This window comes from Phycisphaerales bacterium (assembly GCA_029268515.1).
In the GTDB taxonomy this organism is placed as follows: domain Bacteria; phylum Planctomycetota; class Phycisphaerae; order Phycisphaerales; family SM1A02; genus JAQWNP01.
On the sequence record JAQWNP010000006.1, the window covers coordinates 438,690 to 459,861 of the forward strand.

Annotated in this window: 18 protein-coding genes; 7 read left to right on the forward strand and 11 right to left on the reverse strand. The window is 49.9% G+C overall.

Annotated elements, in window-relative coordinates:
- Positions 1-6 precede the first annotated feature (6 nt).
- Complete coding sequence (locus P8J86_04780; GenBank protein ID MDG2054004.1) at positions 7-1,578, forward strand: glycerol-3-phosphate dehydrogenase/oxidase; 1,572 nt, start codon at positions 7-9, stop codon at positions 1,576-1,578.
- A gap of 60 nt (positions 1,579-1,638) precedes the next feature.
- On the opposite strand, the gene P8J86_04785 is transcribed toward P8J86_04780, so the two are convergent.
- The gene (locus tag P8J86_04785) at positions 1,639-2,856 is read right to left on the reverse strand and encodes a hypothetical protein (GenBank protein ID MDG2054005.1); all 1,218 of its coding nucleotides are present in this window, start codon (positions 2,854-2,856) and stop codon (positions 1,639-1,641) included.
- A 280-nt stretch (positions 2,857-3,136) separates the two neighbouring features.
- Between P8J86_04785 and P8J86_04790 the strand changes: the two genes are divergently transcribed.
- Positions 3,137-3,718: a sigma-70 family RNA polymerase sigma factor gene (locus P8J86_04790; protein ID MDG2054006.1), complete on the forward strand. Its 582-nt coding sequence runs from the start codon at positions 3,137-3,139 to the stop codon at positions 3,716-3,718.
- Positions 3,719-3,740: 22 nt separating this feature from the next.
- Here P8J86_04790 and P8J86_04795 read toward each other — a convergent pair whose 3' ends face one another.
- The 8 genes from P8J86_04795 to P8J86_04830 all read right to left on the reverse strand — a co-directional run bounded on the left by P8J86_04795 (position 3,741) and on the right by P8J86_04830 (position 11,705).
- Complete coding sequence (locus P8J86_04795; GenBank protein ID MDG2054007.1) at positions 3,741-4,802, reverse strand: Gfo/Idh/MocA family oxidoreductase; 1,062 nt, start codon at positions 4,800-4,802, stop codon at positions 3,741-3,743.
- A 144-nt stretch (positions 4,803-4,946) separates the two neighbouring features.
- Complete coding sequence (locus P8J86_04800) at positions 4,947-5,546, reverse strand: Hsp20/alpha crystallin family protein (GenBank protein MDG2054008.1); 600 nt, start codon at positions 5,544-5,546, stop codon at positions 4,947-4,949.
- A gap of 72 nt (positions 5,547-5,618) precedes the next feature.
- Positions 5,619-6,053: an Hsp20/alpha crystallin family protein gene (locus tag P8J86_04805; GenBank protein ID MDG2054009.1), complete on the reverse strand. Its 435-nt coding sequence runs from the start codon at positions 6,051-6,053 to the stop codon at positions 5,619-5,621.
- A gap of 276 nt (positions 6,054-6,329) precedes the next feature.
- On the reverse strand, positions 6,330-7,451 hold the full coding sequence (locus P8J86_04810) for a type III polyketide synthase (protein MDG2054010.1): 1,122 nt from the start codon (positions 7,449-7,451) through the stop codon (positions 6,330-6,332).
- A complete protein-coding gene (locus tag P8J86_04815) occupies positions 7,448-8,656 on the reverse strand; it encodes an FAD-dependent monooxygenase (GenBank protein MDG2054011.1) in 1,209 nt (402 codons plus the stop codon). Before P8J86_04815 ends, P8J86_04810 begins: the two co-directional genes overlap by 4 nt.
- Positions 8,657-8,672: 16 nt before the next feature.
- The gene (locus P8J86_04820) at positions 8,673-9,332 is read right to left on the reverse strand and encodes a methyltransferase domain-containing protein (GenBank protein ID MDG2054012.1); all 660 of its coding nucleotides are present in this window, start codon (positions 9,330-9,332) and stop codon (positions 8,673-8,675) included.
- 66 nt (positions 9,333-9,398) lie between these two features.
- On the reverse strand, positions 9,399-10,784 hold the full coding sequence (locus P8J86_04825) for a Gfo/Idh/MocA family oxidoreductase (protein ID MDG2054013.1): 1,386 nt from the start codon (positions 10,782-10,784) through the stop codon (positions 9,399-9,401).
- 69 nt (positions 10,785-10,853) lie between these two features.
- Positions 10,854-11,705: an FAD:protein FMN transferase gene (locus P8J86_04830; protein ID MDG2054014.1), complete on the reverse strand. Its 852-nt coding sequence runs from the start codon at positions 11,703-11,705 to the stop codon at positions 10,854-10,856.
- Between the two features lie 130 nt (positions 11,706-11,835).
- Here P8J86_04830 and P8J86_04835 point away from each other — a divergent pair, with 130 nt between their 5' ends.
- The 5 genes from P8J86_04835 to P8J86_04855 are packed head-to-tail and all read left to right on the forward strand — an operon-like array spanning position 11,836 to position 17,217.
- A complete protein-coding gene (locus tag P8J86_04835; GenBank protein ID MDG2054015.1) occupies positions 11,836-12,660 on the forward strand; it encodes an SUMF1/EgtB/PvdO family nonheme iron enzyme in 825 nt (274 codons plus the stop codon).
- An 11-nt stretch (positions 12,661-12,671) separates the two neighbouring features.
- On the forward strand, positions 12,672-13,988 hold the full coding sequence (locus P8J86_04840) for a Gfo/Idh/MocA family oxidoreductase (protein MDG2054016.1): 1,317 nt from the start codon (positions 12,672-12,674) through the stop codon (positions 13,986-13,988).
- 11 nt (positions 13,989-13,999) lie between these two features.
- A complete protein-coding gene (locus P8J86_04845) occupies positions 14,000-14,941 on the forward strand; it encodes a sugar phosphate isomerase/epimerase (protein ID MDG2054017.1) in 942 nt (313 codons plus the stop codon).
- A gap of 20 nt (positions 14,942-14,961) precedes the next feature.
- A complete protein-coding gene (locus P8J86_04850) occupies positions 14,962-16,260 on the forward strand; it encodes a Gfo/Idh/MocA family oxidoreductase (GenBank protein ID MDG2054018.1) in 1,299 nt (432 codons plus the stop codon).
- Between the two features lie 15 nt (positions 16,261-16,275).
- Positions 16,276-17,217, forward strand: coding sequence for a TIM barrel protein (locus P8J86_04855; GenBank protein ID MDG2054019.1), 942 nt, complete (start codon positions 16,276-16,278; stop codon positions 17,215-17,217).
- 15 nt (positions 17,218-17,232) lie between these two features.
- Here P8J86_04855 and P8J86_04860 read toward each other — a convergent pair whose 3' ends face one another.
- Positions 17,233-19,482, reverse strand: coding sequence for a dockerin type I domain-containing protein (locus tag P8J86_04860; GenBank protein ID MDG2054020.1), 2,250 nt, complete (start codon positions 19,480-19,482; stop codon positions 17,233-17,235).
- A 168-nt stretch (positions 19,483-19,650) separates the two neighbouring features.
- Positions 19,651-21,117, reverse strand: a complete 1,467-nt coding sequence (locus tag P8J86_04865) for an MFS transporter (protein ID MDG2054021.1) — start codon at positions 21,115-21,117, stop codon at positions 19,651-19,653.
- Positions 21,118-21,172: the final 55 nt, after the last annotated feature.

Sequence of the window (21,172 nt, forward strand, 5' to 3'; positions counted from 1 at the left end):
ATTAACATGAATCGAAATGAGATGCTCCAAAGCGCCACTTCCCAAGAATGGGATGTGATTGTTGTTGGTGGCGGAGCCAGTGGCCTTGGCGCCGCTGTTGACGCACAATCAAGAGGCTATCGAACCCTTCTTTTAGAACAGCATGACTTTGCAAAAGCAACTTCAAGCCGAAGTACGAAACTGGTTCATGGCGGGGTACGATATCTACAACAGGGAAACATATCTTTGGTTAATGAAGCGCTCTATGAGCGAGGACTTCTTTGCCAAAATGCCTCGCACCTCGTTCATGATCTCGCCTTTGTTGTTCCTCGTTATAAGTGGTGGGAAGGCCCCTTTTATGGCATTGGACTCAAACTTTACGACCTTTTAGCTGGCAAATTGAACCTGGCGCCATCCCGTAAACTTTCCCGGGAGGAAGCTATTGCTCGTATTCCAAATATTGAGCAAGAACACCTTCTGGGCGGCACCATGTATTTCGACGGACAGTTTGATGATGCCAGACTTGCGCTTACGCTCGCTCAGACGGCTGCTGACAATGGTGCCGCACTTGTGAATTACATGGGCGTCAAAGGATTTATCAAGGACAACGATTTAATCACCGGGGTGAAAGCCCAAGATGAGCTGTCTGGTGATACTCACGAGTTTCGTGGAAAGGTTGTTATTAATGCAACCGGTATCTTCAGTGATGCAATACGAAAAATGGATGATCCAGATACTGAAATGCTCATTTCTCAAAGCCAAGGCGTTCACCTTGTGCTTGATGCTTCATTCCAACCATCGAAGACCGCCATTATGGTTCCGCATACTGATGACGGACGAGTGCTCTTCGTTATTCCATGGCATGAACGCGTGCTTGTGGGCACAACAGACACACCAATGCCGAAGCCAGAGTTAGAGCCGCGCCCACTTGCCGATGAAATTAAGTTTATCTTGCGCAATGCAAATCGTTATCTTGAAAAAGATCCTACCGAAGCAGATGTATTAGCTGTGTTTGCTGGCCAAAGACCATTGGTTCATGAAGGCGGAACTGGCGGTAAAACGAAGTCGATTTCACGTGAACATAAAGTTGAAATCTCACATGGTGGTTTAGTTTCGATCATGGGTGGAAAATGGACCACCTTCCGCCGAATGGCTGAGGACACTGTTGATGCCGCGGCGCCGGTAGGAGGCCTGCCAACGGTTGAGTGTCGAACGAAGACGCTCAAACTCCATGGCTGGATGAGTCGTGAAGATCCAGCTTTACCCAAGGAAGGCCACTTCCAAATGTATGGCAGCGAAGCGACCGCTGTTCAAGAATTTATCGACCAGAACGAAGATCGGCGTAAGCCACTACACCAGGGCCTACCCTACTTGCGCGGCCAGATTAGTTGGGCAGCGCGTCATGAAATGGCAATTTGCCTGGAGGATGTACTCGCCAGGCGAACACGTTCACTTCTCCTTAATGCAAAGGCCGCCATTGAGGCAGCGCCAGACGCCGCCCGGCTCATGGCGGCAGAACTGGGCCATGATGAGGCATGGGTTGAGGCCCAAGTGGCATCCTTTAAGGAGATGGCAGCAGGCTATTGTCTGACGACATAGTCTGATAGGAAGGCAACCAACTCTAACAACGCAGAGGTTTCTTTTTGTCGCTGTGGGCACTTACGCCAGAGTGACAGAACTCTGTGAACTAAGAAAATCTGCTTCATCAAGCAAGCCGAGAGGCGGACTCGGCTCTGTCTTTAACTCGGACTCAGACTCAGACTCAGACTCAGACTCTTGGTTTACTGGCGAACAGGCGCCCATATCTGAAAGCAAGCGAGCAAGATCTGACGCGTTGACAACACCGTCAAGGTTGAGATCTGAAGCACAGAACTCGGGGCAAATGTAGGCGTCACAACTACTCTTTGGCCCACCATATTTCCCACCCGCATTCAAACAATCTATCTCGCTCACCTGAACGCATGCCTCAGGAAGACAACACGCGCCGTAAACAAGTGTTGGGTTCAAAACGAATCCACCTGAACCGGCAACATCATCCATTGGCGTCAGGAAGGTACATCGCTTAAGACGGATATCGCTCAGGTAGCCGTTATAAACCGCTCCACCGCTATAATTCGCTGCGTTTCGACTGAAAACACACTTCTCCAATAGAGCGTTGCTCTCATAATCGTAGATGCCACCGCCGTTATACGACGCAAGATTGGCCTGAAATTCACAATTGAGAATATAGGGGCGGCTATTGTTGCCATTGTAGATTCCACCGCCACCAAAGGTTGCCATATTGAGAATAAACCGGCAGTCTTCATAGTTGGCGGTGCTAAAGGAGTTGTATGCTCCGCCACCACGCTCGGCATGATTTGACACAAACTCACATCGCCGAATCAATGGCGCGCATTCGTAACCACTGTAAACACCCCCACCGTTATAAGTAGCCTGGTTATTTTCAAAGCGGCAGTCTTGAATTGTTGGGTTGCTTTCTAGAATCAACACGCCACCGCCAATGGTCGCATCTGGGCCGTAAATTTTCTGATTTCCCGTCCCACCGGTAATAGTAAAACCAGAAACAACCGTTGAACGGCCCTCTCCACGAATAAAACGAATGACACTATTGTGGCTACCGATGCCATCGAGCACTGTGACATCTCTACCACCAGAACTACGAACCTTAATAGCCTTACCCATGAGATCAATGCTCTCTAGGTAACGGCCTGGAGCAACAATGATCTGATCGCCAGAACGTGCTTGATTGATTGCCGCCTGGATGGTCCTCACATCAGCCGGAACATTAATGTTCTCAACACCAATTGCTGGCCGAGTGGCAAACGCGATGACGCAGAGCCATAACGCGCCAAACGAGATAGCGCGATTTGCCTTCATAGTGCTCCCCTCACTGGGATCACTTTTTGATGCCTGGTTAACCCTGCTCATACTCTTCCTCTGGGTAAAGTGTACGCTGGCATCATATGGATGCGAAGTTTTAAGGAGCGACAGGCCGGTAATTTTGGTTTAGCCCTCAAAATCAGCTTAGCATGCTGCTATTTAATGGCCTAAGGGTGGCCTAATCGGCCTCACAACAATTTCAGCTACCCGAAGGCGCCTGACAGGGTATCCCTTCCAGCTACAATTGCCCCGCCTAGCGAACGTGAAAGGATGGTTTGTGCCAGAACAATCTCCAAGCGAAGTCACTCAGATTTTGGGTGAATTATGTGACGGCGATTCTTCCGCCGCAGACCGATTACTACCTGTGGTTTACGATGAACTTCGTATGCTGGCACGTTCTTTTCTACGCCGCGAGCGAGCCGACCACACGCTTCAGCCAACAGCTCTGGTTCATGAGGCTTATCTGAAATTAATAGATCAGGCCTCGACAGATTGGAAAGGCAAACAACACTTCATGGCCATCGCCGCCCAAGCGATTCGCCGGATTTTAGTTGACCATGCCCGCGCCCATCGCGCTGCAAAGCGAGGTGGTGGCGATTGGCGAAGAATCACACTGCAAGGTGTGCCTAACCTTACCCAACATGATGACCTTGACTTCGAACGCCTTGACGCTGTACTCAGTGAGCTCGCTCAGCTTAATGAGCGCCAAGCAAAGGTGGTAGAGCTTCGGTTCTTTGGTGGAATGAGCGTCGAAGAAACTGCAGAATTACTCGATGTCTCCGAACGCACAGTCAAAGGTGATTGGCGATTTGCAAGAGCTTGGTTGCAGAATCAACTAACAAATCCTGAAACCACATAAACTCGCATTACGATGTAAGACACTATTTGTTAACGTTCGCAAAGACGGTAGACCGCCCCGTCTCAATACTGCTGAGTTCAGCATCGATCAGACGCAGTGATTCAGCACCATCTTCAGCAGTGACAACCGAACTGTTTTTTCTAGATTCAACACAATCTAGAAAGTGTGCTACCTCTGCTTCATATCCCGTCTGATCAGATAACTCAATAATTTGCTGATCTCCATCGCTCTTTATAAAAATGAGTGGCTGCTCGCGTCCGAGTTGATACTCCGCAATACCCGATTCAAATGCAACACGGTAGCCCATTTGAAAAGGAAACTTTGATGACGGAAGCCAACCGCCCTCTGCAGTAATCAACGCATCATGTTCATAACCAAACCTCGCAACAACATGATCCACGCCACTACTTTTTCCAACCCGGCCATATGCATGCACACTTTGAGGTTCACCGAAACAGTATCGAATAAAGTCAACATCATGCACATGTAGATCGAGAATTGCGCCGCCGCACCGATTCGCATCCTGATAGAAGCCATCGCCCCACAGTGGCGCCGAGCCAAGACGTGTAAAGGTTGCTGACAACACTCGACCATAGGTCTCTTGATCTACTTGCTCTTTGAGCCAAGTCCATCCAGGCCAAAAACGCATACACATTGCGGGCATACAAACCAGGTCAGGGAAGGCTTGAAGTTCTTGAAGAAACACTTGGGCTTCCTGCCATGACCTACACAATGGTTTTTCAAGTAACACGTGCTTGCCCTGTGAGAGCGCCTGTAAAGCGAGCTTGGCATGTAGATGCGTCGGCGTGCATATGGATACAGCATCAATGTCATTATTCGCAAGAAGATCTTCGAGGGTGTCATAAATCTGTGCGCTCGAGTAGTCACCAAGCTGACCTTGCCCAGTAATGTTTCCCGCAGAATCATCGCTAAATGACTCACGGTTAATGCTCATCAATCCCGTGACAATCGCGCGAGGATCTGCCTGATAGGCGCCAAAGTGGGTCTTACCCATAAATCCAAAGCCGACAATGCCAACATTAACCACGATGGTGCTCCCATGCTCGATGACGATAAACGACATGTAACACGAACCAGCATACTGATTATGTTGGGGCGAAGACAATTGAGGGGTCTAAAAACAGCTTATTACTGAATGCGAAAGCCCGCGCTCTTGGCGCGGGCTTGGCTTCCCAATCATCGGGAACAAATATGTTGTTCGCTACGCCTAGTCCACACGGACATTACGGAGTTGCGCTTCTTCCTTTTTTGGAAGGCAAATCACGAGTACACCGTTGCAGCATTTCGCGGTTATACGACCCTCGGTGTCAATATCCCGACCCAATCGAATGTGTCGGTGCCAGTTTCCGAGTTTAGTTTCCTGCAAGTGCATACGTGCATTTGTTTCATCAAGCATTTCTACATTGCTCCAGGCTTTGACCCAAAGGTCATTTTCGACTCGAGTCACCGTAGTGGTCTCGCTGGTACAACCTGGTAGTGCGACATAAATCATATATCCCATCTCGGTTTCACTGATGTTCAATGGAGCACGATGTGAATCTACCTCGGGCATCTGATCAGCAAAGTGACTTCGCCCAAGGACTCGACCAAGCTGTGCCGACGCTTTTCCGCCTGCTGTAATAGTCCGTCCGGTCTTATCTAGGACGCGGCCAGAGTTATTGAGCACCGAACCCACTCGTGCTATCACGCGTCGTGACCGATCGGCCAGACTATGGTTTTCGCAGCTCACTTCAGTGCCGAAATTCTTTTGAACATCATCAGTGTTGTTTGATGCGCCTTGGATTTTGATGTTTCGTTTGGTTGACATTTGTATTACTCCTACTCCAGTGAACCGCCCGCGATCATTGTGATCGCGGGCGTATTCCGATGTCGGTAACTTTTATGCACCCTTGACTTTTATCGTCTGGGTTCGGCTGTTCTCGCTCTTAGGAAGGACAATGACGAGAACACCGTTTGTGATTTTTGCTTCGACCTTATCAGCAACAACATCAAAAGGAAGTTCGATTGTGCGTTCGAAGGTTAGACCGCCGCACTCTTGACAAACAACCTGTGCATTTTCAGGAATGTGGATTGTTCTTACGCCTTTGATTGTTAAGTCGGTTCCGATCAAAGTGACTTCGATTTCTTCGAGTGTCACACCGGGGACCTCTGCTTCAACGTATAAGGTGGTCTCGTTCTCAATCACATTGAGTGCAGGGAATCGCTTCTTCTCGCTCATAAGTGAGCCGCCGAAGTTGGTGAGATTGTCAAAGATCCGGTTTACATCGTTGTGCATACGGCCAAGATTGGCAGGTACTGTTGTTCGAGGTGTCATGGCGTTACTCCTTCAATAGGGAATCGCAGATTCTCAAGAGGCCCATTGCCTCTCTTTTCCGAGTCGCGAAATTGCGACTGATGGAGTTCTTGCAATACGCATGCCCACCGCTTTCATCCCCAAAAAGCAGCATCATGGGGTATGGTTCTGCCATACGTTGGCCAAGACCGCCATCCGCCCTGCCAGAATGGCAACACGCTTGGTCATCTCAAAACTTGTATGGCACAGATTTAGGCCCAAAGAACGCCACTGGGGCGATCTACCGTGGCTGGTTCATCAAAGTGTGTCACTTCTGGTATTGGGTTGGATCAACGCTATTTCAGCGGCCAGCCCAGGGCCAAACGCCAGCATGACGTATGGCGCCTCTGATTTCTCAACAGCATGACTCCGACGAAGCTGATCTAGAATAAACAACACCGTTGGCGACGACATATTGCCATGTTGACTTAGAACGTCATAGGACGGCGCCATCTGAGCATCAGATAGTTGAAGTGAATCTTTGACAGATTGCAATATAGCTGGGCCCCCTGGATGAACGGCCCATCCGCCAATGTCATTAATGGTAAGGCCGTGTGGCGCTAGCCAACTTGTTAACCAGCCAGGAAGATGCTTCTCAATGAGTTTTGGAACTTCACGATCAAGTGTCATTTCAAAACCATGATCTCCAATGTGCCAAGACATGGCATCCTTCCCTGAAGACATGAGGTAGCTGCCTGTATCAATCAACCGCCAGCCAAGGCCGCCGCTCTTGCCTGAACAAACAAGCGCACCGGCGCCATCTGCAAAGAGTGCATTGGCTACGACGCGCTGGGCATGCCATCGGTACGCGTAATGTAAGCTGCATAGCTCAACTGCGCAAAGAAGCACCACATCATCTGGATGCCTTTGGCAAAGACCATCAACCACTCGCAGGCCATTGATTGCTCCATGACATCCCATAAAGCCAATCGTCGATCTTGAGATGGTCTTTCTGAGGCCTAACTCTTCAATCAGAGCAATGTCTACCCCTGGCGCTGCGAACCCAGTACAAGAGACCATGACAAGATGCGCCACATCATCTGGAGAGATTTCCGCTTGAGCTAAAGCCCGTTTGGACGCAGCGAAAGCAAGTGCTGGGGCTTCTTTGAGATACCGCGCCATCCGATCGCCTGTCGTAGGGCCGCCATCATGTCTATCTGAAGCTTGGGTGTAGAAGTCCATCTCACCAAATGCTTCAGGACCATCTCGAAAGAGGACACTGCCCCGCAAATCAATTTTTGTGCCTTCGAAGACACTAGACACAAACTCATCCTGTCTCGCGGTCAAGCTTGACATTGACTTAGCCAACGCTGCCAATCGAGTTTGCCCTATTGATACTTCTGGAGCAGCAATACCCAAACCTCGTAAGTAGGTATTCATGCAACACTCCAAGGTTTAGAGTAGCTTTTGTTGATTTTTACTTTGGGCCGACCCACGCGTCGAATCAAGTAGCCGCTGCTCCGCGGCATGGTGATCATCGCACAAGCAAGTGAGGACGCCAACCAAGGCTTCCGCAGGACATGCTTTGTTACTCGGCACACACGTTGGCGCCGAGCGATATTCCGGCGATATGTCTTTTTCCACCATCTCTCAATAGTCGCATCCCAGTGCTCACCAGTGGATTCTGATACTGCTTGGATGGCGAGGGCCGCCGCAAATGACCAGCTCATGCCTTCGCCGGTGAAAGGTTCGACATAACCCGCCGCATCACCTAACACAAGCATGCGGTTTGCCGCAATTGTTGGTCGGCGCCGCGAGAGTTGCGGCGTACCCCGCCAAGTGACTGTATCAATTTCACCCATCTCAGAAAAACCTGCCTCACGAGCAATCTTTGTAATTGCCTGGGAAGCGCCGCCCGAAGACTTCACAAACATCGGATTGATTGCCGCTGCCACACTCCATTTACCATGCTCGACTTGCACGATCCCAAAATAGCCCTCGCGTCCAACCGACATATGAATAGTTTGTAAATCTGCTTGGCAGTCGTGGCTTTCTAGGATTGAAGAAACACCTATATAAGAGCTATTGGAAACCTCAACACCAGCGCAGTTGGTCGTCGCTAGGCTTCTTCCATTAAGTCCATCGGCAACGAGAACTAAGCCAGCCTCAAGTGTGACTGTTCCAGAGCGCGATCGCAACTCAACTTGTCGTGATCGGTCGCTTGATTGGCCAACGGTAGCGGTCACCCCTTGCAGAAGATCGGCGCCGGATCGGCAGGCGTGATCAACAAGATGAACATCTAATGATTCACGAGAGACACCTCGCCCCGGCACCAAGTTCATTTTTGGACTTCGTTTTCCACAGTAAATTTTTAGACTACGAGTCAGTGGCGCATCCATTGAGATCGCAGGATCTGCAATACCTAACTGAGCCATACTCGATAAGGCTGCCGCATTAAGGCAACCACCGCAAACTTTGTGTCGAGGAAAAGATGATCGGTCAACCAATAGGGCGCGACAACCCTTACTTGCCAGACCTGCCGCGGCAGAAGCCCCAGCAATACCGGCACCAATGACAATGACATCCCAGCGGGAATTTACAGCATTGTTCAATGAGATGGTGTCTGTAATTAAAGGTAACGACATTAAAATGATCTCTCTGTCACGGCTTGCTTGTCAATTGCCAACGAAAAGGTCGGCAACGCCTCACTTGCACATTTTTTAAACCAGCCTCTCTCGCCATATCACTCGCTTCTTGCTTCGTGTAAGCAGCGCGCACTGATCGTGGCGCATCCGTATGAACAATCGGTGATCTTGTGAGCAGTTGAGAAGCCGCAAGAGCAGCACAATAACCGAACACGGATCGTTCGAGATCATTGACTAGTGTAAGGCCAGAAGCAGCATCTCCCATACGACGGAGCACTGCCTGGGCTTGATCTCGATCGAGATGGTGCAAAAAGAGACTTGAGGTCACGATCTGGAATTGGTTTGGAATATCTTCTTTGCATACGTCCAGCACAAATGTACTGATTGAGAGATCAAACGTATCAGCTCGCTGTTGCGCCCATTCCAAAGCTCGCTCACTAATATCACATACGGTCAACTCTATTGTGACGCCAAATTGCCTCGCAATCTTCAAAACCTCAATTGGTACATCTGCGCCACCCGTCGCAATATCCAACATCTTCACTTTGTCACCAGGGTTCACATGCTGTTGTAGCTCTCGCCATATCTCTTTGGCGGTGCCACTAATCTGATTGATGCGTGCAAGCCCTTTCAGCGCGCGCTCATGTGATTCCGCTTTTAGCGCGGGATCATCCATCAACTCAGCCTGTCGATACTGGCGAATCAAAACGCTACCTTAGAAAAAGTCAGAGATGACTCATAATCAAGCAGGAACAACCTGCTCTGTTTGTGGATCCCAACGTAAGGCTTGCCCTGTTCGATATGACTCGACTGCCATCTTGATTGCGACCATTGTTGAGCAGCCAAGATCAACATTACAAGCGGGCTGGCACTGCCCACGTATGGCACCCAAGAAAGCCCCCATGTGATCCGGTCTAGATTCGGCTGCAATCTCAAATGTTGCCTGGCCTTCAGCAGGCTCTGGATATTCTTTACCGTTTTCATCCTTGACCATTTTGTGTTCAAGTAGATCATCATTGGCCTTACGAAACTCCGGCCACCAGGTGCGCTGCTCTGACAATGAAAGCGCTTCATTAAAATCCATCGATCCGTACTGTCCATGAATCTGAACGGGAACATTCGTGTCGTTGGTCATCACACTGACCAACATGATCGTATGCTCGCCGGGATACTCCGCCATCATGAAAAAGTTGTCAGGTATATCACGGTCATCTTTCTCTAGATAACGACCACCAGCAGCAACAACCCGTGTTGGATACGCGCCATTGGGACCATTAACCGCCAATAGTAATGGTGCCAACTTGTGATAGAGCAGGTCTGTGGCAAGTCCTCCGTTATATGCCCAGTACTTTCGGAACCGGAAAAAGTGATCCGCATTCCAGGGAATCTTCTCGGCCAGATTGTGCTCGTGACCAAGCCATTGATCCCACCAAACATAACCATCCTCTGTACCGCCCGGACCTGCATCGGGATCGATATGCCAGTTGAACTGACCACCTCTTGAGTTCCGGCAATAGCTCCCCTGACTCCATGTCACTTTACCGATGCGGCCATCTGCAATCGCTTTGCTGGCCCGCCAGTACCGATCGTCACTGGTTCCTTGCGGCCCAACTTGCAGAACTCGGCCGGTACGCTTGACTGCATCTCGGCACTCGATCGCCTGAGCAGTCGTCAGTGACAGCGGTTTTTCAACGTATACATCTTTGCCCGACTCCATTGCCTCAATCGCAATCTTGGTGTGCCAATGATCTGGTGTCGCAATCAACACGGCATCAATATCGGAATCATCAAGAAGATAGCGATAGTCCATGGTGCCGCGATCGCTCGGATTGTCGGTCACTTTCAAGGCACTATTAAGCCGGCGTCGGTAAACATCACAAACGCGGCCAACGACAACATTGTCGGCGTCCTTGCGAGACATGAGGTTTCGCAGGTGGCCATGACCCATTCCACCTGTACCAACCACCCCTATATTGATCTTGTCATTCTTTGACTGACGTGGCTTCTGGTTGGCGTTCGTGCCTGGCTGATCCTGGGCTAAACTCTTCGATGACAGAACTGTGGCCGCAGAGGTTGCTGCTGCTGCTCCAAGAAATGTCCGACGGCTCAAATCGCCTTTGCTAGACATCTTGAATCTCCTTGCCCAGAGTATGCATATCAGTCAACCATGACCTTTCGTAGATTGTCACCCAGCATTCTACCTCACGAAAGGCTCGCTCGGCGTTGAGAAGATCACAAGTCTTCCACCAAGGGCTTCAATAAGACAAATGGTTCGCTCTGGGCCCAGCACACTCAATGTGGAGGCTAAGGCATCAGCTGTTGCAGCGTCATCCGCCACAACCGTGACTTGTGGGGCGTTAACGAGCGCTTGTCCAGTTCGAGGATCAACAATGTGTGAATATCGGCGATCACCCTTGCTTAGATACTGGTGCTTATCCGAGCTGGTAGCGATCCCACAATCCGTGAGTTCAAATTTCGTGAAGGCACTGCCAGAAGTATCAGGCAACTTAATCATCCAACCTGCTCGCCCTGGTGGTGCAGCGCCAATGGCAAGATCTCCACCCACATCAACCATGGCCTGATCGAGGCCACATTGTGCAATTGCCAGTAACACCTGATCTGCCGCATAACCCTTGCCAATGCCACCAAGATCCAGTTGTGTGCCAGGGTTTAGCAAAGCGATTGAATTAAGATCCTCGCTCAATGCAATATTCTTGTATCCCGCTGATTGCACCGCCTTGTCTATGGCTTCTCTTTCCGGAACCTCCCCGTGCTGACGAGCCTGACGCCATATGGCGACAATTGAGCCCGCCGCCGGATCAAATGCCCCCTGCGATAGGTGCGCAATCTCGAGGCTTCGCAGGAGTATGGCGCGGAGATCTGCCTTCATGGGCATCTCTCTCTGCGCTGCCTCTCTATTGATTTTGCTCAAATGACTTGTGGCCAGATAGTCGCTTAATTCCCCATCCAACGACTCAAGACGTGCAAAACCTTGAATTGCCGCATGTTTGGCTTGTTCAGAATCGGCACAAAACAGCGTGATACCCACCCGACAACCCATTATGATCTTGTGATAGGAGCTTTTTTGGGGCCCAGAGCCTAATGAATGACATCCAGCACAGATCAGCAGGACGGCACCTGCGATCACCGGTACGCTATTTCTTGGAGAGAGTTGTCTCATGAAATTAATCTGGAGCTCATCCTATCTGGCTGCCTGCTCATGTGGGGCGGTATCACTATTGGCCTCTTGCCAGCCCGCCGTGCCTCGCCATCAGGGATCCACGGCCAAGCAACTCCACCAAACAACCAATGAGTCTAGGGACTTTACCCAACAGATTGCAGGTACCACGCTCTCAATTCAGATGATTGCTGTGACCACTGGGAATCAAGATGCTTCGCAAACGATGCCTGCATTCTGGATTCAAGCCAAAGAGGTGACATGGGATCTCTACGATACCTTTGTCTATGAGCTCGATGAGCCTGGTAACCCTGCGGAAGCAGATGGAATGACAAGACCATCCAAGCCATATGTCACATTCGATCGAGGTTGGGGTCATGCAGGCTACCCAGCACTCTCTATGTCAGCCAAGAACGCAGAAGCCTTTTGCGCGTGGCTTTCAGTCAAAACCGATCGCCACTATCAGATACCGACGCAAGCACAATGGACTCGAGCTTGCGAGCTCAGTCTCATCGCAGAAGAAACTTTACAGAGCCATGCATGGTTTAAATCCAACGCAAATGGAACAACACATCCTGTTGGAGAAAAGTTAAAGAGCCAAATAGGCACTTATGACATGTGTGGTAATGTCGCCGAATGGGTGACTACATCAAACGGACCTGCACTCATGGGTGGTTCATATCGAGATGTCGAAAATCCAATCGGATGTGCCGTAGTGCAAGTGCCTGTCCCCGATTGGAATGACAGCGATCCCCAAATTCCAAAGAGTCAGTGGTGGCTTGCAGATGCTCCTTTTGCCGGGCTTCGAGTCGTATGTGTTGATTAAGGAAAAAGAGAATGTCGAAAAACGTAAGTACCGAAACAGCAGATTCAGTCGAAACAAATCACGGTGTATCGCGCCGCGACTTTGTTAAGACCTCATCAGCAGTTGCTGCTGCTTCAGCGATCATCGCCAGCCCTCTCGCATATGCGCGGGGCTCTGACACTATTAAGGTAGGTGTCATTGGCTGTGGTGGACGAGGAACTGGTGCCGCGGGACAAGCTCTCTCAGCTGATGACGGTGTCGTCATTTGGTCGATGGGTGATGCTTTCCCAGATCGGCTTGAACGCAGCAAAAAGAACCTTGTTGAGCACGCAAATGACCGTGTTAAGGTACCTGCCGAACGCAGCTTTACTGGTTTTGACGCCTATAAGAACGTCATTGACAGTGGTGTTGATGTTGTCATATTGGCCACGCCCCCTCATTTCAGGCCCGAACACTTAGCCGCATCAGTTAATGCTGGTAAGCATGTCTTTTGCGAAAAACCGATGGCTGTTGATGGCCCGGGCGTACGCAGTGTCATCGACTCTGTCCAGAAAGCAAAAGACAACAACACAAACTTGATGTCGGGCTTCTGCTGGCGGTATAGCCTTCCCGAAAGAGAGACATATCGTCGTATTCATGATGGCGCTATTGGTGATGTGCAGTGCGTACATACTACTTATCACACTGGAACACTTGGCAAGCAAGCGCGAAAGCCGGAATGGTCAGATACTGAGTGGCAGATGCGGAACTGGTGGCACTTTAATTGGCTCTCAGGCGATCACATTGTTGAACAATCATGCCATAGTGTCGACAAAATAAATTGGGCCATGCAAAATCAAACTCCACTTCGCGCCACTGGACTGGGGGGACGTGAGGTTCGCGAAGGACCAGAGTCAGGAAATGTGTTTGACCACTTCGCGGTCATTTATGAGTATCCCAGTGGCGCCAGATGCTTCAATACTTGTAGACAGATGCCCCGCTGCTCAAACGACAACTCTGACTATATCTACGGCTCAAAAGGTACTTGCATGGTCAATGGCTGGGCGCCTAAACATGTTATTACTGGTGAAAATGAGTGGAGCTACGATGGCCCGACGGCCAACATGTATCAGGTTGAACACAATGAACTCATGAAAGCCATCCGTGCTGGTGATGTCATTAATGATGGCGACTTCATGACACAGAGCACAATGATGTCAATCATTGGCCGAATGGCGGCCTATACCGGCCAAACCGTTGAGTGGGATGACGCCATGAATTCAACCGAGCGCCTCGGGCCAACCGAATATGGGTGGAACGAACTCGAAGTTGTGCCTGTTCCAGTGCCTGGCCGAAGCAGAGTTGTATAGGAACTAATTTGATGGGTGAAAATCATAATCATCGTAGTGGTTGGTCGCGACGAAGTTTCCTTGAATTGACAGGTGCGGCTGCAGCGATTGGTGTCACTGCTGGCCTAGGAACGGGTTCGCAAGATAACTCCACGACAGAACAAGGGCCGAGACGGAACATGAAGAAGTCACTTAAATACGGCATGGTTCAAGTAGACGGCAGTGTGGAAGATAAGTTTCGTTTACTTAAAGAGATTGGCTATGACGGTGTTGAACTTGATAGCCCCAGCGGACTTGATGAAGATGAGGTGCTTCGCGCTCGAGATGCAACTGGACTACTCATCCCCGGCGTAGTTGACTCTGTGCACTGGCAGAAAACACTTTCTGACCCAGATCCCAATGTGCGCGGCGAAGGCCGCCGTGGACTTGAAACAGCGATCAATCAGTGCGTTCGCTATGGGGGCACGACAGTGCTGTTGGTTCCAGCTGTCGTCAACAAGAAGGTCACTTACGACCAAGCCTATGAACGTTCACAAGATGAGATTCGCAAAGTACTGCCACTGTGTGATGACACTGGCATCAAGATTGCCATTGAGAATGTCTGGAACAATTTCTTATTGAGTCCTATGGAAGCAGCTCGGTACGTCGATGAATTTGAGAATCCTAATATCGGCTGGTACTTCGACGTCGGCAATATTGTCAACTATGGATATCCAGAACAGTGGATCCGCATACTCGGGCCACGTGTTTTCAAGTTGGATATCAAAGAGTTCAGTCGCCAAAAGCGCAATGATGAGGGTCTTTGGAAAGGCTTCCAAGTTAAACTTCTCGAAGGAGACTGTGATTGGCCCGCTGTCATGCAAGCAATTGATGACATTGGTTACGACGGCTGGGGCAGTGCAGAGGTTGGAGGCGGCGACGAAGCCCGATTACGTGATATCGCAGAGCGTATGGACCGCATCTATGCGAGCTGAGTAGCGCAAGGAGATTAAAGATGCCTAGGTCCCATGACAATGCTCAAGGGAATGTCACGCGCCGCGACTTTGTGCGCTACTCAACACTAAGCGCATCGGCACTTGCGGTTGCCAACATGCCCGCACTCGCAAGACAAAATAGCTCAACATCTAGGCCAATTAATGTTGGTCTTATCGGCTGTGGTGGGCGTGGTACAGGTGCTGCGCACAATGCACTCGAAGCCCACGAGGATGTGCATGTTGTTGCAATGGCAGACGCCTTTCCTGATCGACTGAACAACAGCCGCAAATCGATTAGTGAACACGGAAGTGGCCGAGGTAAGGTCAAGGATGCAAGCTGTTACACAGGATTTGATGCCTACACCAAACTACTTAAAGATGATGTTGATGTGGTGATCTTGGCAACGCCGCCACACTTTCGGCCGATCCACTTTGAAGCGGCAGTTGATGCTGGTAAACATGTCTTTATGGAGAAGCCTGCCGCCGTCGATCCTTCGGGAATACGTCAAGTGATTCGGGCTGCTGAAAAGGCCAGGGGCGATGAACTCAGTGTGGTCGCCGGCACACAGCGCCGTCATGAGCGCTGTTATCTCGATGCCATGGAACGTATTAACCGCGGTGAGATTGGTGAGATCACCAGTGGTCGGGTTTACTGGAATATGGGTGGCCTTTGGGTGCGACAGCCCCAAGAAGATTGGTCAGAGATGGAGTGGCAACTTCGCAACTGGCTCTACTTCACATGGCTCTCTGGCGATCACATTGTTGAACAGCATGTCCATAATCTTGATGTCGCTAATTGGGTCATGGGCAGCCAGCCTGTTCGCTGTATGGGCATGGGTGGCCGCGAGGTCCGGACCGGTGACGAGTATGGGCACATATTTGATCACTTTGCGGTTGATTATGAATATCCCAATGGCCGCCATGTGATGAGTATGTGCCGCCAGACAGATGGATGTGCTTCGCGCGTTGAAGAGGCTTTTCATGGAACTGAGGGGCGTTGTTTGCTCCGCTCTGGATTTGCTCAACTCGCTGGCAATACACCGTGGCAATTCACTGGCAAAAACACCAACCCTTATGTTCAGGAGCACCGAGATCTGATTGCCTCAATCAGAGGGCAAGGACCTTATCTCAATGAAGGGCAACGTGTGGCGGAGTCAACACTGACCGCCATTATGGGTCGAATGTCTGCTTACACCGGCAAAGAGGTGTCGTGGGATCAAGCAATGAATTCACAACTCGATCTCTCGCCCAAAGCGTATGAATTTGGAGACATTGAAGTCCCGCCCGTCGCAATACCTGGTCGTACCCCACTGGTTTAACAAAAGGCTTTCAAGATGCATAGAAGAGACTTTCTCACAACATCGATTGGCTCTTCAGCCGCAGTGGTGCTTGCAAGCACTGCACTAGGAACAACAGCACAACAAGATGCAGAAAAGCCATCGGTACCCAATCGCCAGTTTCAACTGAGGTATGCGCCCCACCTAGGCATGTTTAGTAAGCACGGCGGCGATGCAACTGGGCAAATTGACTTTATGTCTGCAGAAGGTTTCACGGCCTTTGAGGACAACAGCATGCGCCATCGAGGCCGTGCGGAACAAGATGCCATTGCCAAAGCCCTTGATCGCAACAATATGTTGATGGGTGTCTTGGTTGCTAATGATGGTGGTTTTGGCCCACCTCTGATTACCAGTGGCAACAAGGATATTGAAGATCGATTTTGCGCCAATGTGCAAGAAACGATCGAGGTCGCAAAACGATTGAATGGTAAGTATGCCACTGTTGTTTGTGGAACGATAGACCCGCAACTTGATCCAGATAAACAACAAGCCAACGTGGTACGAGCGCTCAAGCGTGCAAGCGCCTTGTGTGAGCCACATGGACTGATTTTATGCTGTGAACCACTCAATTGGCGAGATCATCCAAATCAGTACCTGCGTTATACGCCACACTCTTATGAAGTCATGAAGCAAGTCGATAGCCCGTCATGCAAGATTTTGTTTGACATCTATCACCAACAAGCCAGTGAGGGAAATCTCATCGAACACATGGATCAGTGCTGGGATGAAATCGCTTACATTCAAGTGGGCGATAATCCAGGACGGCGAGAGCCAGGTACTGGTGAGATCAACTATAGAAACGTCTTTAAGTTTCTCGCTGAGAAGGGTTATACGGGTCCCGTTGGTATGGAACACGGCAATGCCAAGCCCGGCAAAGAAGGTGAGCGGGCCGTTATCGATGCGTACGTTCTGGCGGACAACTTCTCAGTTGCAAAGTAACCCTTTACACTTTTACTATTCAGGACAGTGACCGCACCCATATCCTGGGCAGTTATCAAGTTCGCCATCTAAGGCGTGCCTGAACACCATTTGATATGACAGTTCATCTGTGCAATTGACAACGCCATCGGCATTCACATCAAAGGCGGGGTCGCATTCTCCAGGTATGTCGCAGAAATTTTCTCGAATGATCGCGAGATCACCACACTCAAAATCGACGCCGTCACCATTAAGATCGAGCGCAACCGTACCGTTGATCAGGCCGTCGATCCCAAGTCCAGCGAAGTCAAAAACAAACCAGGTGTCGTCCAAATCAACGACTCCATCGCATTCAAAATCAAAGTCGCCGCTGCACGGGTCGCATCCAATATTGTCTTGAACGATCCAAAGATCTGAACAAGTCACTACCCCGTCTGTGTTGACGTCAGCTACAACAGATAATGGTCCCATATTTGAACGAATGGCATTCAGGTCGCTCTGATCCACAACGCCATCTTGTGTCACATCAAAGCGAGGGCAGTTACACCCTATATATTCTTGCACCCAAGCATAGTCTTCTTTGTTAATTTGCTCGTCGTGATTAACATCACCACGGCAAACATAGCCATTTGGTAAATCCGCTGGTGCATTTGGATCTGTTAAGAAACATTCCGCTGGATCATGTGATGGTAGATTCGCATTAGTGCCAGCAATAGGATTGCGCACACGTGAATCAGTATTGCTGCGCACAATCTTGGCGTCGGTCATATCAATCACACCGTTGCCATCTACATCAGGATCGATGAACACAATCTGGGAGGGATCGCGTCCAATGTGTGCAATCACAAGTGCGAAGTCCACCTCATCAACGGACTGATCATGATTAACATCCGGAGACAAGACTCGAACCCGAGCGAGCGGATCACCAACTGGCGCCCCTTCCGAACCAAGTATGCCAATTCCAGACAGAGACGCTTCACCCCACGTCAGTCCGTGGTTGTATAGATTATCCGCCATATACGGAAGCTTCGCCAAATTGACGCCACCGTTGACATAACCGTAAGTGAATGAACCGCCGGCCCGACTAATCCAGTCTAGAACATCACCGTGGCCAGACGTTCCAGCGCCACGCATCTGCCTTCCGTTGTATGACTCGAGACTGATAAACAACCCTGCATCATGAGCGATGTAATCTTCTACATAAGCCCTGTCAACACATTCAACACCAAGACACTGATTGCCTGACTGCTCCTCACAGCAGAGGACCAATGAGTTTCGGCCTAAGCCAAAGTGAATAAGCTCTGGATAATCAATGTACGCGAGCTCTTCCGTACTTATTCTCGGGCAGTCTTCAATGCTCGATGATGTACACGAACAGTCATTCCACGTCAGCCCACTTAGTTTTGCGCCATGTAGAAACGCAACAGTCTGATCTTGATAAACGTACCAGTTACTTTCGTACATCAGTTGGGCTGCATCTGCGCCTACATTCACCATTGCGTCATATGGCCAACCGCACTCCGCGCCGGGACCATCAACGACCGTTGTCACCTGAAGTTTATTCACTTCTAGGTCGAGACTCCGTGTAATAAGCGCTCGGACCATATCGATCTTTGCTTCACCGTTTGGCCCCCAAGTTGCATCGAGTCGACTGGCGAAATAAACAGGTTTACCGCAGGCTCTATTGCGAATTGTTGCGACCGGGATACCACGTGATTTTGCATATGGGTTCTTGTATTGCTCCTTGGTGCCATCAATCGAGAGCTTCATAAGAGCGCCCTCAAGACTGCTCCACACACCATCAGACTGACCATGGAAACTACCTGCTGGCTGAAAATTCTCGCTCACCAACGCTGGAAGGCCGCGGCTTGTCACAAACCCAAGTATCTCAACTGGCGCGGTCTCAATAAATGCCGACAAAGGCTGACGAATGTGATCGAGATAAGCTTGTGGTGTCATGTAGAAGTTTGTCACCGCACCTGGAGGTGGGTTCTTCCAATCATCATCTGACCAATCAGACGTATCTGTATACTCAAGATTGATATCAAACGATCGAACAGCGGGACGCGCTTCCAGATAAGCCTCGTGTGCTGCCGCAGAAAAGCTGTTTTGACTGTTGTATAAAAAGACGACTTGATTCGCCTTAACGGAAGCCTTGGTTTGATTTTGAAACTGTGAGCTCACCTCACTAGGGGAGTCGGCATCGCTATTCTGTTCTATACAGATGGTCGTGTTTAACACAACGAGCCCAGAAATCGCAGCCATCATTGGTCTTGTCTTTTGCATATGTATGATTCCAATATAAGTAAGCCGTGATATTCCTTAGGTTGGAATTCAAGACCATTCTTGTAGCAACCTAAGCAGGAAATCGATAGCAAACACAAAACGCCGCGATTCTGCGCATGTATTGCTCATAACTACATATGACAGTCATGCTTTCATCTTGCACCGAATTTATGTGGTTATTGATCTTTTTTCACGGATACGGGCCATCGCAGCCTTCCCTGGATAAAACACGGCCAAAAAGGCCAGGCAAACGACTGCTGTGTACATCGGAATAGCAAAAAGACCCTGCCAGTCCTTAACACCATCCTCGCTGGTGTAGATCGTCCCAATCTTTCCGGCTACATAACTACCAACCACGATGCCAATACCGACAATGATGAGATTAAAGAGGTTTTGGGCACTTGCTTTTACATCTCTTGTGCATTCTTCATCAACGATCATGAACGCCACAAAGATGAAACAACCGAAGCATAAGCCGTGCAATGCAACGCCAGTAATCAGCGTCACCATGACGGGCACGCCCACAGATACAGATAACCAGTCCACATAAGCAAACAGGAACATCCGTGCCGCATAAGCGACCAGCCCTATTCCTAATAGTGTCTTCCTGGAAAATCGCTTGGCGACAAGTGGGATCAACATCAACACGATCACCTCAGCGATCTGGCCAATGGTCATGAGCCCGCCGCCGCCAACACCAAACACGCCATTGATCGCGTCATTAACCTCGCCTGCTTGTGCCTGGTAGTTGCCCAAGAAGACCGCTGTAAACTGAAAATAGAACTGGTGAATCATGCTTACTGGAATAGCGATCAGGAACAAGATCAAAAGTGGATTCCGCGATGCCTCTTTGATTGCTTCGCCAGTGGCAAAGGACTCCTGTCCACGCTGTGGGGGTGTCCGTGGCAGCGTTAAACAGTAAACACCCATAATGAATCCAAGAATGGCTGCAACGTAAAAGGCGTTATACATACCCTCCGCCTGCGCCTTATGAAGAGCCTCTGATGCCGTTTGTAGCGTGGCTTCAAGGCCTACGCGCGCTGACTCACTTGCATTTTCAACCGCAAGCTTCGCAGCTTTAACTGTTTCAACAAGATCTGCTGGAGAGTAAGCGTGATACAACCACTGGCCAATGCCGATGCCCACAGCAATCCAGCCAATGGTTCCCCATAATCGAACCCAGCCAAACTGGCGGTCACGGTCTGACAGATGATGGAAGCTCAGTGAGTTTGTGAGTGCTAATGTGGGCGAATAGACAATTGAGTAAGCCAATGCAAACCCTAAGAATCCCCAGAATGAAGTGATTTGAACCAGAATCAACATTAAGACAGCGCCGATTAAGTGACTCACGCCAAGAAAGCGTTCTGTGTTGAACCAGCGGTCAGCTATCTGTCCTGCGATGAACGGGCCAAACAAGGCGCCAACACCGCCCGCCATGAACATATAACCGATTTCTGCATCATCAAAGCCTCGAACCTTACTCAAAAAGGTGTATAGCAACGGCAACCAAGCGCCCCAGATGGCGTATTGAAGCAGCATCATGAAAGATAATCTGAGGAAAGTGACGCCACCAAACACTGGCTTATCGCTTCCCGCTTGTGTTGCTATATTTGAACCAGGCTGATCCATGTTCATATGTGATCTCTCTAATAGATTAATCAACAGTCGTGAAACATTGAGATAAGTCGAA

Excerpts from the sequence above, each read along its gene's own strand:
- P8J86_04845 (MDG2054017.1), top strand. The coding sequence starts at position 14,000 with ATGGGTGAAAATCATAATCATCGTAGTGGTTGGTCGCGACGAAGTTTC.
- P8J86_04850 (MDG2054018.1), top strand. The coding sequence starts at position 14,962 with ATGCCTAGGTCCCATGACAATGCTCAAGGGAATGTCACGCGCCGCGAC.
- P8J86_04855 (MDG2054019.1), top strand. The coding sequence starts at position 16,276 with ATGCATAGAAGAGACTTTCTCACAACATCGATTGGCTCTTCAGCCGCA.
- P8J86_04820 (MDG2054012.1), bottom strand. The coding sequence starts at position 9,332 with ATGGATGATCCCGCGCTAAAAGCGGAATCACATGAGCGCGCGCTGAAA.
- P8J86_04860 (MDG2054020.1), bottom strand. The coding sequence starts at position 19,482 with ATGCAAAAGACAAGACCAATGATGGCTGCGATTTCTGGGCTCGTTGTG.
- P8J86_04810 (MDG2054010.1), bottom strand. The coding sequence starts at position 7,451 with ATGAATACCTACTTACGAGGTTTGGGTATTGCTGCTCCAGAAGTATCA.
- P8J86_04785 (MDG2054005.1), bottom strand. The coding sequence starts at position 2,856 with ATGAAGGCAAATCGCGCTATCTCGTTTGGCGCGTTATGGCTCTGCGTC.
- P8J86_04780 (MDG2054004.1), top strand. The coding sequence starts at position 7 with ATGAATCGAAATGAGATGCTCCAAAGCGCCACTTCCCAAGAATGGGAT.
- P8J86_04815 (MDG2054011.1), bottom strand. The coding sequence starts at position 8,656 with ATGTCGTTACCTTTAATTACAGACACCATCTCATTGAACAATGCTGTA.
- P8J86_04805 (MDG2054009.1), bottom strand. The coding sequence starts at position 6,053 with ATGACACCTCGAACAACAGTACCTGCCAATCTTGGCCGTATGCACAAC.
- P8J86_04825 (MDG2054013.1), bottom strand. The coding sequence starts at position 10,784 with ATGTCTAGCAAAGGCGATTTGAGCCGTCGGACATTTCTTGGAGCAGCA.
- P8J86_04865 (MDG2054021.1), bottom strand. The coding sequence starts at position 21,117 with ATGAACATGGATCAGCCTGGTTCAAATATAGCAACACAAGCGGGAAGC.
- P8J86_04835 (MDG2054015.1), top strand. The coding sequence starts at position 11,836 with ATGAAATTAATCTGGAGCTCATCCTATCTGGCTGCCTGCTCATGTGGG.
- P8J86_04840 (MDG2054016.1), top strand. The coding sequence starts at position 12,672 with ATGTCGAAAAACGTAAGTACCGAAACAGCAGATTCAGTCGAAACAAAT.
- P8J86_04800 (MDG2054008.1), bottom strand. The coding sequence starts at position 5,546 with ATGTCAACCAAACGAAACATCAAAATCCAAGGCGCATCAAACAACACT.
- P8J86_04795 (MDG2054007.1), bottom strand. The coding sequence starts at position 4,802 with ATGTCGTTTATCGTCATCGAGCATGGGAGCACCATCGTGGTTAATGTT.